Source organism: Prevotella sp. LMAG:51 (assembly GCF_008680225.1).
GTDB lineage: Bacteria > Bacteroidota > Bacteroidia > Bacteroidales > Bacteroidaceae > Prevotella > Prevotella pectinovora.
Genome location: NZ_NALQ01000004.1, coordinates 114,494 through 127,563, shown reverse-complemented (window position 1 = coordinate 127,563; position 13,070 = coordinate 114,494). Strand labels below are relative to the sequence as shown.

Annotated in this window: 7 protein-coding genes; 4 read left to right on the top strand and 3 right to left on the bottom strand. The window is 52.1% G+C overall.

Annotated features, from left to right (window positions below):
* The first annotated feature begins 45 nt into the window (after positions 1–45).
* The 4 genes from asnB to CCC32_RS01655 all read left to right on the top strand — a co-directional run bounded on the left by asnB (position 46) and on the right by CCC32_RS01655 (position 6,004).
* Entirely contained in the window at positions 46–1,737 is a 1,692-nt protein-coding gene (gene asnB / locus CCC32_RS01670) for an asparagine synthase B (RefSeq protein WP_044065074.1), read from the top strand.
* A 307-nt stretch (positions 1,738–2,044) separates the two neighbouring features.
* Positions 2,045–2,785 (top strand): nitroreductase family protein, encoded by a 741-nt coding sequence (locus CCC32_RS01665; RefSeq protein ID WP_287071826.1) that lies wholly within the window; start codon positions 2,045–2,047, stop codon positions 2,783–2,785.
* A 125-nt stretch (positions 2,786–2,910) separates the two neighbouring features.
* Positions 2,911–4,392, top strand: coding sequence for a carbon starvation CstA family protein (locus CCC32_RS01660; protein ID WP_287071824.1), 1,482 nt, complete (start codon positions 2,911–2,913; stop codon positions 4,390–4,392).
* Between the two features lie 22 nt (positions 4,393–4,414).
* Positions 4,415–6,004 (top strand): ComEC/Rec2 family competence protein, encoded by a 1,590-nt coding sequence (locus CCC32_RS01655; RefSeq protein WP_287071822.1) that lies wholly within the window; start codon positions 4,415–4,417, stop codon positions 6,002–6,004.
* Between the two features lie 317 nt (positions 6,005–6,321).
* On the opposite strand, the gene CCC32_RS01650 is transcribed toward CCC32_RS01655, so the two are convergent.
* The 3 genes from CCC32_RS01650 to CCC32_RS01640 form a co-directional block, all read right to left on the bottom strand.
* A complete protein-coding gene (locus tag CCC32_RS01650; RefSeq protein ID WP_287071820.1) occupies positions 6,322–7,227 on the bottom strand; it encodes a helix-turn-helix transcriptional regulator in 906 nt (301 codons plus the stop codon).
* A 187-nt stretch (positions 7,228–7,414) separates the two neighbouring features.
* The gene (locus CCC32_RS01645) at positions 7,415–10,150 is read right to left on the bottom strand and encodes a M6 family metalloprotease domain-containing protein (protein WP_278840368.1); all 2,736 of its coding nucleotides are present in this window, start codon (positions 10,148–10,150) and stop codon (positions 7,415–7,417) included.
* 25 nt (positions 10,151–10,175) lie between these two features.
* A complete protein-coding gene (locus tag CCC32_RS01640) occupies positions 10,176–12,905 on the bottom strand; it encodes a M6 family metalloprotease domain-containing protein (protein WP_287071817.1) in 2,730 nt (909 codons plus the stop codon).
* Positions 12,906–13,070: the final 165 nt, after the last annotated feature.

The window sequence follows — 13,070 nt, the reverse complement described above, 5'->3', positions numbered from 1 at the left end:
AACAAGAAATTTTTGTAGCTTTATTTCCCCAAAAGAGAAAGATATATGTGCGGAATTGTAGCAATATTCAACGTAAAAGAACAGACGCCGGAGCTGCGCACCAAGGCTCTCGGCATGAGTAAGAAGATACGCCACCGTGGTCCTGACTGGAGCGGCATACATTGTTCGGGCAGTGCCATACTGGCGCATGAGCGTCTGAGCATCGTCGATCCCGAGAGTGGAGGTCAGCCTCTGTTCTCGCCGGATGGCAAACAGGTGCTGGCCGTCAACGGCGAGATATATAACCATAAGGAGATCAGGGCAAGATATCAGGGGCGTTATGATTTTCAGACAGGTAGCGACTGTGAGGTGATCCTTGCGCTTTACCGCGACAAGGGAATTGACTTTCTTGAAGACCTGAACGGTATTTTCGCCTTTGCCCTTTATGACGAGGAGCAGGATGCCTTCCTCATAGCCCGCGACCATATCGGAGTCATTCCTCTTTATATAGGATATAACGCCGACGGAAAAGTTTTCGTGGCAAGTGAGCTGAAGGCTCTTGAAGGCGAGTGCGACCGCTATGAACCGTTCCTGCCCGGCCACTATTATTGGAGCAAGGACCCCGGAATGAAGCCTTGGTATAAGCGCGACTGGATGGAATACGACAATGTGAAGGACAATCCCGCCAGCAGCGATGCCATACGCGATAGTCTTTGTGCGGCAGTGAAACGCCAGATGATGAGCGACGTGCCGTATGGAGTGCTGCTTTCGGGCGGTCTTGACAGTAGCGTCATCAGTGCCATCACCGAGAGCTACGCCGAACGCCGTATCGAGACAGACAGCCAGAGCAGGGCTTGGTGGCCCCGTCTCCATTCGTTTGCCGTGGGACTCAAGGGAGCGCCCGACTTGGCGAAGGCGCGTCAGGTGGCTGACTATATCGGCACGGTGCATCACGAAATCAACTATACTATTCAGGAGGGATTGGATGCCCTTCGTGACGTTATCTATTTCATCGAGACCTACGATATAACCACCGTGCGTGCCTCCGTGCCAATGTATCTGCTGGCGCGCGTGATAAAGTCGATGGGCATCAAGATGGTGCTGTCGGGTGAGGGAGCCGACGAGATTTTCGGTGGCTACCTCTATTTCCACAAGGCGCCTTCGGCAGAGGAATTCCATAAGGAGACCGTCCGCAAACTTTCCAAACTGCATCAGTATGACTGCCTGCGTGCCAACAAGAGCCTTTCGGCATGGGGCGTGGAAGGACGAGTGCCGTTCCTCGACAAGGAATTCCTTGATGTGGCGATGCGCACCAATCCCAAGGCAAAGATGTGCAGCATTCTTCCAGGTTCCGACCCGAAGGCGTCTATGGAGAAGCGCATCGTGCGTGAGGCATTCGAGGATATGCTGCCCGAAGAGGTGGCATGGCGACAGAAGGAGCAGTTCAGCGACGGTGTGGGATATTCGTGGATAGACACTCTGAAGAAGATCACCTCTGAAGCCGTGACCGACGAGCAGATGGCACATGCTGCCGAACGTTTCCCGATAAACACGCCTCTCTGCAAGGAGGAATATTATTATCGTTCCATCTTCGAGGAGCATTTCCCCAGCGAGAGCGCAGCCCGCAGCGTGCCACATGAGGCAAGTGTAGCTTGTTCCACAGCTGTGGCTTTGGAGTGGGACGAAGCGTGGAAGAACATGAACGACCCAAGCGGACGTGCCGTTTCCGGCGTACACGAAAACGCTTTGGTGCATTAAAAACATAGTTCCTATTTATAAAAGTAGCCGTTTTGCAACGTCAAGAGAACTTACTCTTGCATTGCAAAACGGCTGTTTCTTATGATTGTCTGATGCATAACCCCAAATCAGTCATTCACTCATATATAACGGCAATCACTCCTGCATACGAGAACTATAGGAGACAGTCGCGCAATCATGCCGAATTCAAAATGTTATATTTTTCAGCCGATGATGACGGAGTTCGGGAAATAATGTATATCTTTGCCTGTATGTTTCGCTCATAGAGAGACGACACGATTTTGAAGTAATGTAAACTTAAAACAGAATGAAAACGATAAACACGAGAAAGACTATACGAAAGTATTCCGACAAGCCCGTAAGCGACGAACTCCTCAACAGGCTCCTCGCTGAGGCAATGCGTACCCAGACGATGGGAAACCTGCAGCTCTACAGCGTGGTGGTGACACGTTCGGCAGAGATGAAAGAGAAGCTCGCGCCGGCGCATTTCTGTCAGCCGATGGTTACGCAGGCGCCGGTGGTGCTCACCATCTGTGCTGATTTCAACCGCACCACACGATGGGCAGAAAACCGCAAGGCGACGCCTGGATACGACAATCTGCTCTCGTTTCTGAATGCAGCCACCGACGCATTGCTGTATACCCAGACCTTCTGCAACCTCGCCGACGAGGAAGGACTCGGCTACTGCTTCCTCGGCACCACGGTGTATAACCCCAAGCAGATAATCGACACGCTGAAGTTGCCGCGCCTCGTGATGCCCGTTGCCACGATAACGCTGGGATGGCCCGACGAGAATCCGCCGCTCACCGACAGACTGCCGCTGCAGGGCATCATCCATTCAGAGACCTACACCGACTACACCCCGCAGCTCATCGACGAGTATTATGCCGAGAAGGAGGCGCTGCCGGAAAACGAGGAGTTCGTGCGTGTCAACAACAAGGAGACCCTCGCACAGGTGTTCACCGACCTGCGCTACACCAAGAAAGACAACGAGGCAATGTCGGCAACGATGCTCGATGCCCTGCGCTCACAGGGATTCCTTGACTAAGGAGGAAGATCCTGACAGTAAGAAAACTAAAGAAACACAACAATAATCAAAACCTATGTTACGCCCCTCTGCCATAAGTCATTGGTAGACAAGCAGACCGTGCGCACAGTTTACTATCAAGACCTATGATAACATTTTTCATTAGCTTTGTAGCCCTTGTGCTGGGCTATCTCTTGTATGGAAAGTTCGTAAGCAAAGTGTTCGCTCCTGACGACAGAAAGACTCCCGCCGTGGTGATAAACGACGGCATCGACTATGTGCCGATGCCCAACTGGAAGATTTTCATGATCCAGTTTCTCAACATCGCCGGCACGGGACCGATCTTCGGTGCCATCATGGGAGCCAAGTTCGGTCCGGCGGCATACCTCTGGATTATCCTCGGCTGCATCTTTGCCGGTGCCACCCACGATTTCTTTAGCGGTATGCTCTCCATGCGTAACAACGGAGCCGACCTGCCCGCCCTCATCGGCAAATACCTCGGCAAGACTCCGCGCAACGTGATGCTCGTGTTCTGCGTGGTGCTCCTCATCATGGTGGGCACGGTGTTCGTGTATAGTCCGGCAGAAATCCTCGGCCATCTCAGTGGCGGTTCGCTCCTATGGATAATAGTGATATTCGCATATTACGTGGTAGCAACGATGCTCCCCATCGACAAGATTATCGGCAAGATATACCCCATATTCTCCTTCTCCCTGCTCTTCATGGCAGTAGCCCTCATCGTGATACTCCTCATCAAGATGCCGGTGCTGCCGGAGCTGTGGGACGGCCTCGGCAATATGGCAAAGGAGCAAGACCCGTCGTTCACCGACAATATCTTCCCTTGCCTCTTCATCACCATCGCCTGCGGAGCTATCAGTGGCTTCCATGCCACACAGAGTCCGCTCATGGCGCGCTGCCTGAAGAGCGAGAAGATGGGACGACCCATCTTCTATGGTTCAATGATTACCGAAGGACTCGTGGCTCTCGTGTGGGCTACGGTGGCAATGTGGTTCTTCTACGATTCGCCGACGCCGGGCTATGAACAGCTCGCAGCGGCAAAAGGCTTCCACACGTCAGCGCCGATGGTGGTTACTACCGTATGCCAGGACTGGCTCGGAATGCTCGGTGGCGTGCTTGCCATCCTCGGAGTGGTGGCAGCCCCGATAACGAGCGGCGACACCGCTTTCCGTTCCGCCAGACTCATCGTGGCGTCAGCCTTGAAGCTCAACCAGAAGCCGAAGATGAACCGCCTGTATGTCTGCCTGCCCATCTTCGTTGTATCCATCGCCCTGCTCTCATGGCAGAGTTCCAATCCCGACGGCTTCAACGTGATATGGCAGTATTTCGGATGGTCAAACCAGACACTCTCGGTGTTCACACTGTGGGCAATCACCGTGTATCTCGTGCGTAAGAACAAGCCATACGTCATAACCCTTCTTCCAGCTCTGTTCATGACAGGCGTATGCTCCACATATCTCTTCATATCCAAGCAGGCATTCGGACTGCAGGAAGACCTGGCATATTACCTCGGCATCCTCACCGTCATCATTGCAATGGTGTGGTTTGTGGTATGGATAAGGAAATACGGCGAGAAGGCGAGAGAGATAGGCGAGACCTCCACGGACTGATGACGGCTAATCCTGCAGCATTATGAAAAACCGCCGCAGCGTGTTCCTGCGCATTGCGGTGCCATTCCTCTCAGGAGTAGTCATGGCGTCGCTCGTCCATCTGTCAGTGCAGCCCCTCGGCTGGGGACTTGTGGCGGTGGTCATGGGCTTGGTGTCACTTCTGCTATTCAATAGCGGCAGGTCATCATCCTGCTTTGCATGCCTGTTCGCATTCGTTGGCGGAGCATTTGTGACGACTCTCAACCGGGAGTATACCACAGGTGCTCCGCCTGCTGATTATATGAAATACGACGCCGTGGTGATGAGCACTCCGCAAAGACACGGCAAGGTGGTCGGCTTCGACGCCCTCGTGGTGGATGTGGCAGACCGCCGCGTTTCTCCTTTTATGGCAAAGGTCAGCATTGCCGGTCTCGACACATGCCGCCTCGGCATTGGCAGCGGCATAGAGGCATTGTCGGTTTTCACGGTGCCCGGACAGAGAAAAGATTCTAAGCTTCCCGTACAGAGAAAAGCTGCCACGGCGTCAGAACGGCGATTTGACTATTCCCGTTATCTCCAGACCCAGGGCTTCAGGGCGCAGACCTTCGTTTATGTCTCCGACATGAAGTTGAAGCAGATCTCCGCCACTTCCATTCCCGTTTGGCATCGGTTGCGGCTGCATCTGCTTGCTTTCCGTCAGCGCCTGATCGCGCAGTTCAGAAGAGGCGATGTGTCGGGCGGCAATCTCGCTGTGATTTCAGCCCTCACCCTTGGTGACAAGACGATGATAGACCGCCATGTGCGCACGGTGTATAGTGTGTCGGGAGCGTCGCATGTGCTGGCACTTTCCGGTCTGCATATAGCCATCATATATACTCTGCTGATGCTTCTGCTCGATGGCAGACGACTGTTCCGTCTGCGTATAGCGGCACGGCTTCTCGCCATTGCCACGGTGTGGTGGTATGTCATGATTGTCGGACTGCCCGTCTCTGCGGTCAGGTCGGCGCTGATGCTGTCGGTATGTAGCGTAGTGGCGGTGGCAAACAGGGAGAGTCTCTCTCTCGACCACCTTGCGCTGGCGGCATTCGTAGTGGTGGCGGTGAGTCCGATGAGTGTTTTCGATGTAGGGTTCCAGATGTCGTTCATAGCCGTAGCCTCTATATTGCTCTTCGTTCCGCAGATGGAACGCCTCCTGTTCCGGTCACCTATCTGGCAGCGCCAGCCCATGCGTTGGGTCAGTGGGATGGTTACGGTGTCGCTTGCCGCACAGTTGGGAGTGTCGCCCCTTACGGCATATTATTTCGGCAGGTTCTCCTGCTATTTCCTTCTCACCAATTTCATTGCCATCCCCATGGCGATGCTCCTGCTATATGGTGCCCTGGCGATGTTTCTGCTGTCGTGGCAGCCGGTGGTGAGCGGTCTGCTGGCTTATGGACTCGGTTCGGCAGCCCAGCTTCTCAACGATGCTCTCGCCCTTATCGCCGGTCTGCCGATGGCGAGCATAGAGAATATCGCCATAAGCCCGTGGCAGGTAGTGGCGGCTTATGGCGTCGTCGTGCTGGTATGGCTCGGAATGCGTATGATTGGCGGCTATGGAGTGATGCGGCCCTTCAGAATGGGCAACGAACCATAAGGGATTTGAGGTAAGTCAAACAAATAAAACACTCTTCTGAAAGGGCAAAAACCATGCAATCCCCAATGACTGATTCGGCATATAAAGACAAAAACCAAACAATTCCCAATAACCGATTCTGTATAATTACGTCGACAGAAATATATGCCGGAATTTCCCCCACAGCGTGGGGAACAGAACCCCCTAATGTGGGGTTTCATTCCCCACGTAGTGGGGGAAATTCGAGGTAATGCTTATTGTTGATGTTTGGGGCTAATTTCGATAGCAATAATTCCCGTTTCAGATTATCATAAACCCAAATCGGTCATTAGGGCTGATTATGCGAGAAGACCGCAGAACTTGTCGAGCTTCTCCTTCAGATACCGTTTGAAACCCTCGTCGCCCAACACTTCGATGTCGTCGAACAGTCCGAGCACGAAGCGCCCGATGCCTATGTAGCTGCAGACGTCGAGCGAGAGCAGCCATGTTCCGTTTTCTTCTTGCGTCATGTTGTGTAGGGTGCGGGGAAATTCTTCAGCCATCAGGTCGTGAGACAGTTGTCCGAGACGCATCTCCACCCTTGTTGTCTCTTCAGAACTGAACATGAAGGCATCGGTGAACATCTGCTTGTGTCTGTCTTTGAATGCCCTGTTGTCGGACAGTGCCTCCACATCGTCCATGCGCACTATCTTGAACGTCTTGTTCAGTCCGGAGTCCGGTTCGAAACATCTCACCTCCCTGTTGCTGTCCATGAGCATGAACGGCTCCACGAGTCTGTCCCTCCTCGTCTTGCTGTGAGGCGACGAATATCCGCGTATCACCACCTGGTTCTCGTGTTTTATCGCGTCGTGCAATACGCTGATGATATGGGAGTCCTTGTCGCTGAGAGAGTCCTTTGCCAGTATTCCGAGGTCATAAAACCGCTCCATCTTCTTTTTCAGCGTCTCCACGATGGCATTCTTCTTCTTCACCTTGTTGAGCAGGCGGCTGATGACGATAGCCTCCTCTTCGGTGAAGGAAATCTTCTCTATCAGTCTGCCGAAAAACGGCGACGACCTGTCGATGGAGTAGCAGTTGCCGTATTTCTCTACTTTGAATCCGGCATCGCGGAAGAATTCGATGTAATAATACAGGTTGCGTTTCGATGTCTCCATCTTCCGGCATAGCTGTTCTACGGAGTAGCTTCTGTTTTCAGAAAGCAGCAGAAGCAGTTGGAGTTCCTTTTCGAGTTTGTCGTGTCTCATGGGCAGATGGAGTTTGTGGGTGTTATGCTGATGATTTTATGAATGTTGTCAAACGACCTTGCGAAGTTACTAAGAATAATCGACATTCACGGTGTTTGAGGCAAAATAAAATCGGCACAACGTATCACACGTCATGCCGATTATGATGATGTTTTGACTATTTACTGTCGTCAGTTCAGCCTATGGCTTATTTCGTAGCCTTTACAGACTTGCCGTCCTGCTTGATTACGAATACCGACTTGTCGGCTGGCATTTTGTCAATCTGCTTGCCGTCGATAGTGAAGATAGCCTTGTTGCCATTCACCTCTATCATTGTAGCACCCTTGATGCCGTCGGTGCCTTTGAGAGTCTTCACCTGTACAGGATCAGACTTCAGACTCTCTACTCCGTTGCATATTCCGGAAACGGTCAGAGTGTAGTAAGCGTTGGAATCAAGCGCACCGAATGTCATGTCATTATATTCAGTCTCCTTGCCATTAACCCCAGGGAAGTCTCTCTGCTGCTTGCCGCTCACCTCTACGTCGTCGATGTAGAGAATACCAGATGAACGACGGTTGTACTGCAGTTTCACAGCCGTAGTAGGATCAACCTCGATGTTGTATACCTCGCCGTTGCCCGATGTCAGTGTTATCTCGTCAGCCAGTTTCCACTCTTCACCGTTCTCGATATATACCTCGAGTTTTGAGCCCTTGCCAGGCTGCTGTGCTCTCATCCAGAACTTCACGTTGGTGATGTTTGCACCGCTGTTTGTCATGACGAGATACTGGCTCTTCTGGGTGAATCGCAGTGACGGACTTGCCACACCGTAGAAACCATCATTTGTGCCGAGGAGGTTTGTAGATGAAAGCCATCCCTCCGGCATGCCGGAGATTTCATTGGTGAAGTCGTATGAGGTAGTGATGGTCTCACCGTCGTAGAAGTTTCTCATCAGGTAGAGCTTGTAGCCCTGAGCGTCGGCAAGAGCGTCCCAAGAGGCAGTGAACGACACTGGTGACAGATCGCTTATCTTCACGTTTTTCACCTGAGTCTTATCGAATGGCAGTGAGTTCGTGGCAGTCTTCGTGATGGTAGGCTTCTTCTTGAAAGTGCCGATGCTGCTTGATACGCAGATTGCATACTCAGTGTCATAATCAAGGTTGTCGAACTCGAAGTTTGTTGCCGTGATCTTCAGGTTGTTGTATGCAGGTATGTCGATGAGTATCTCGTTGCCGTCGTTGTCTGTGCTCACCTTCTTGAGGCTTACCACGTATTCCGTAGCCTTGTCGGCAGCCTGCCAAGAACACTCGATGCTCTTGTATGTCACCCTGTCGATGTTCACTTCTGCCACGGCAGCAAGACCCTGGTCAGAACCCTTGATGATGAACTCCACGTTGTTGCCGTTTCTCTTTATCTTGTCGAGATAGATGGCAGAGGTGCCGCTCCAGTCCTTGAAGTCGTGCGAGCTGACGTTGCCCGAACCTGGGAATGGCACTGTCTCCTGCTCGTAGTAGTCGTTAGACTGCACGTTGCCAGCCTCCACGATGTCTATGCGCTGATGGTTAGGTAGGGAGTTCACCTTGTTGTTCACCCATGCGTCATAATTGTAGTCGATATGCCATACGAGCATTCCCTCGCCTTGCAGGAATCTGTCCCAGCTTGTTCTTCTTCTGTTCTCGAGGATGAAATACTCGTTTGGTTTGCCGTCCACGTTCACCTTGTATGCCATGTAGTCATCGGCGAGCGGTTTCAGCACGTTCACGCCCTCTGCCGTGTTGTCGAGCTCTGTCAGCTTCATCCATCCCAGCTCGGCGCATTCGAATGCCGAGTAGAGAGGAGGTGTGTGGCAGCTGTTGTTGTAAGAACCCGATGCCATGGTGTCCCAGTATCCCGGAGTGTATGTGGCGTAGGAGTTGGCGGTGTCGTAGTGGTCCATGAATCCGAGCACGTGTCCGAACTCATGCACGAACGTTCCGATTCCGGTAGGATATTTTCTGTTGCTGCCGTCTATTTCGTTACTGCAGGTGTAGCTTCCGATGCCGGTGCCGTCTTTTGTCTTCATGTATGTTCCCCACTGTCTCAGGTCGAAGGCGTGAGGCCATATCACGTTTGAATAGCCGGAGTCGTTGGAACCGAATCCGGCGTAGTAGAAGTAGATATTGTCTACATATCCGTCGCCGTCGTGGTCATACTGCGCGAAGTTCACTGCTCCCTCTTGGTCGAGCTTCTTCACTACAGTCTGCAGGATTGTTCCGGCATTATTCTGTCCTGACTGCATACCGTCGCCGAAGTCATACTGTGAGTAGTCTATCTTCACCGGTCCGTATACATCGAACGTAGGCTTGAACTGTCCCTGTGAACTTGCTATGAAGAAGTCTCTTGCACTTCCGCTGGCACCGTTTTCGTATGTGAAGCCCTCCTTGTTCAGCATGTCGGTGTAATACTGTTTCGGATCGGACACAGTAGAGAACGAACGGTCGTTGAACTCCACGAGGATAACGATGGAGTGCTGCTCGCCGAAGTGAGGGAAGTCGTTCATGAGCACTTTCTGCGGTTTGCCTCCCACCTTCTTGATGCCCTTGGCGATGGTGGCCGAGTTTTCGCTCAGTGCTATCTTTGCCACCTCAGTCTTGTCGATGGTGTTGAGCAGAGCCATTGCCTTGGGGTCGCGCATGCTTGCGTCGGTAGCTACGATATTGCTGCTCACCAGTTTCTGTCCGGAGATGATGGCATACTCGTAGTTGCTTGTCTGCTTGTTGAAGATCAGTGGGAATCCGTCTTCTGTCGTTGTGTAGTGTCCCCACTCGTCGCCTCTGAGTCTGATGCTTATCTCCGTGCCGTCGGCCTGTTTCACCTTTATCACGCCAGGATAAGCCGGTATTGCCGTAGCCGTCTGCGAGAGGCATGCTGACAGGAGCAGGGCTGCAAATAGTTTTTTGAATTTCATTACTGTGAGTATTAAGTTGTTTCCGTTATTTTGTCGTCTTTACTGTCTTGCCGTTGCTTTTCTTAATCACGATGCCCTCGGTGTTGCGCTCGTTGTTGATGCGTCTGCCGCTGATGTCGAATATCAGTTCTGCGGCGTCGGCAGAAGCGTTTACGCTGTTGATGCCCGACACGTCGTCGGCTGTTGTCACGTAGTGCTTGTCGGAAGTGATTGTCTTCTCGCCGTTCTTCACTCCGTATACAGTGAGACAGTATGTTGTGGCCTTCTCCAGTCCGTCGAACGAGGCTTCAGCCTTTTCGCCAACGCTCTTCTCAGTGTATCTGTCCATCTTTGAACCGCTCTGCTTGTTGCCGCTGATGCTTACGTCGTCAATCACCACATAAGCAGTTCCTGTGCGGTTGAACAATAGTCTCACCTTATCGGCAGCATTGAAGTTGAGCGAGAGGTTCTCCTTAGTCTTCTCCGATGCGTCGATGGTCTTCTCTGTGATCCATTGTCCGTTGCGCAGCGCCTGCACCTCCACTGTAGAGCCCTCAGAAGCAGAGCTTACGTAATACCAGAAATTCAGGTTGTTCACCTTTGCTCCTTCGAGAGACATCGTGAGATAGTTTCCGTTTGCCGTCATCTTCAGAGATGGAGCAGTCTCGCCGAATGTACCCTTGCTGCTGCTGAAGTTCTTGCAGTTTGTTTCCCATCCTGCCGGCATTCCGTCCAATCTGTCGGTGAAGTCGTAGGCAGAAGTCACCTTCTCTCCGTCGTAGGTAACCTTTTCGAGGTTCACCACATAGTCCTGGGCACCGTCGATGGCATCCCATGAGGCGCTGAACGAAGTCATCGTCACGTCCTTCTCCATGATGTTCTTCACCTTCTCGTCAGTGAAGAATTTTTCTGTTGTCTTCACCTCCTTGGTGTCAGCATCTGTGATGTAAGAACCGTTGCAGCTTGCCAGGCTCACCTGATATGTAGTTTCCTTCTCAAGACCCTCTACAGAGACATTCTCTCCGGTCACGGTCTTGTCGGTGTAGTCCTCCAGGTCGGTCAGCGAGTTGTCCTCGTTCACCTTCTTCACGTTGAGCAGATAGTTCTCGGCTTTCTCTACCTTGTTCCACGACAGGTCGAAGCCGTTGTATCTCTCGTTGCTTGCCGTGAGCTCCGGTTTTGTGATTCCCGAGTCAGCTCCTTTGACATAGAACGACACCAGTCCGTTGACATCGCTGATCTTGTCGATGTCGAGCAGATGCACGGCATCCCACGACTTGAACGAGTATTCCGTCACATTGTCAGAACCCGGGAAAGGCACGCCCGTCTGATAGTATCCGGTGCCGGAGTATCTGCCGTTTGCCTCCACGATGTCCACGCGCTGGTGCCTGCCGACGGTGTTCACCTTGTTGTCTCTCCATAGATCCTCGTCGTAGTCGATGTGCCATACGAGCATTCCCGAACCGGGCAGGTATGCGTCCCATCCCTTTTTCTGTCTGTTCTCCAGCAGATAGTATTCGTTCTCGTTGCCAGGCACCTGTATCATGTATGCCTTGTTTGATTCTCCAAGATACGGCAGTTCGTTCAGGTCGCCGCTTCTTCTTGTTATCACCTCAGGCTTCAGCCATCCCAGCTCGTAGCATTCGTATGAAGAATAGAGTGGGGGAGTGTTGCTGTTGTTGTTGTAAGAGCCGGAGCACATGGTGTCCCAGCTGCCGGGGGTGTAAGAAGAGTATACGCCGTTGGTGTCGTAGAGGTCCATGAATCCGAGGCAGTGTCCGAATTCATGCACGAAAGTTCCGATACCAGTGGTGAAGCCGTGGCTCAGTCCGTCTTCCTCGTTGCTGCAGGTGTAGCTGTTGATGTTCACTCCGTCTTTGGTCTTCACCTCCACTCCCCATTCATTCATGGTGAAGGCGTGGGGCCAGATGGTGTTGGCGTCGTTGGAGTCGGCAGAACCCTTTCCGGCGTAGTAGATATAGATGTTGTCGACGTTTCCGTCGCCGTCGTGGTCATACTGCGAGAAGTCCACCTCGTCGTCGATAGCCTCCACTACAGCCTTCACGAATGTTCCCATGTTTATAGGAGTGTTGTATGTTCCGTCGCCGGCGTCATGCTGTCCGTAGTTTATCTTCACCGGACCGTATACATCGAATGTTGGCTTGAACTGTCCGTGAGAGCTTGCTATGAAGAAGTCTCTGGCACTGCCGGTAGCACCGTTGATGGCGGTGAATCCCTCTTTGTTCATCGCTCCGTCGTAGTATTCCTTTGGGTTCTTCATTGTGGAGAACGACTTGTCGTTGAACTCCATCAGGATGACTATAGAGTGCTGCTCTCCGAAATGGGGGAAGTTGTTCATGAGCGCCTTTTTTGGTCTCTGCACCACCTTCTTTACTGCAGTCTGCTGACCTACACGCTTCTGCAGGCTCATTTTCATTGCCAGCTGCTGCGCTGTCTCCTTGTTTATGGATTTGAGTAGTTCCGTGGCCTGTGGCGAACGTCGCTCAGAGTTCGTTGCCACGATGCCGCTGCTCTTCAGCTTTCCGCTGACGATGGTGGCATACTCATAGTTATTGGTTGCTTCATTGTAGATCAAGGGGTATCCGTCCACTGTCGTAGTGTAGTGTCCATGCTCGCTGCCGTGCAGACGGATAGAAATCTCCGTACCGTCGGCCTGCTTTGCCTTAATCACCCCAGGGTAAGCTTTCACGGCGAATCCGTTCTGCGCTGAGCAGAACAACAGTACCGCCAATGCAAGGGTATTGTGTAATTTCATTTTTCAGAAGTAATGATTTAAATAATTATTGCTACAAATAAAGAAACGATACCAGAGCCCGACCTTCTGTGTCCTTCAAACAGGACATGAAAGACTGACGGAGATAAATGCTCCATGCTCTTTTGCATTGAGCAAAGATAGGTTAAATTCTTTGACTTGCAAAAA

Coding starts and splice junctions, on each gene's coding strand:
- CCC32_RS01660 (WP_287071824.1), top strand. CDS start 2,911: ATGATAACATTTTTCATTAGCTTTGTAGCCCTTGTGCTGGGCTATCTC.
- CCC32_RS01655 (WP_287071822.1), top strand. CDS start 4,415: ATGAAAAACCGCCGCAGCGTGTTCCTGCGCATTGCGGTGCCATTCCTC.
- CCC32_RS01645 (WP_278840368.1), bottom strand. CDS start 10,150: ATGAAATTCAAAAAACTATTTGCAGCCCTGCTCCTGTCAGCATGCCTC.
- CCC32_RS01640 (WP_287071817.1), bottom strand. CDS start 12,905: ATGAAATTACACAATACCCTTGCATTGGCGGTACTGTTGTTCTGCTCA.
- CCC32_RS01665 (WP_287071826.1), top strand. CDS start 2,045: ATGAAAACGATAAACACGAGAAAGACTATACGAAAGTATTCCGACAAG.
- CCC32_RS01650 (WP_287071820.1), bottom strand. CDS start 7,227: ATGAGACACGACAAACTCGAAAAGGAACTCCAACTGCTTCTGCTGCTT.
- asnB (WP_044065074.1), top strand. CDS start 46: ATGTGCGGAATTGTAGCAATATTCAACGTAAAAGAACAGACGCCGGAG.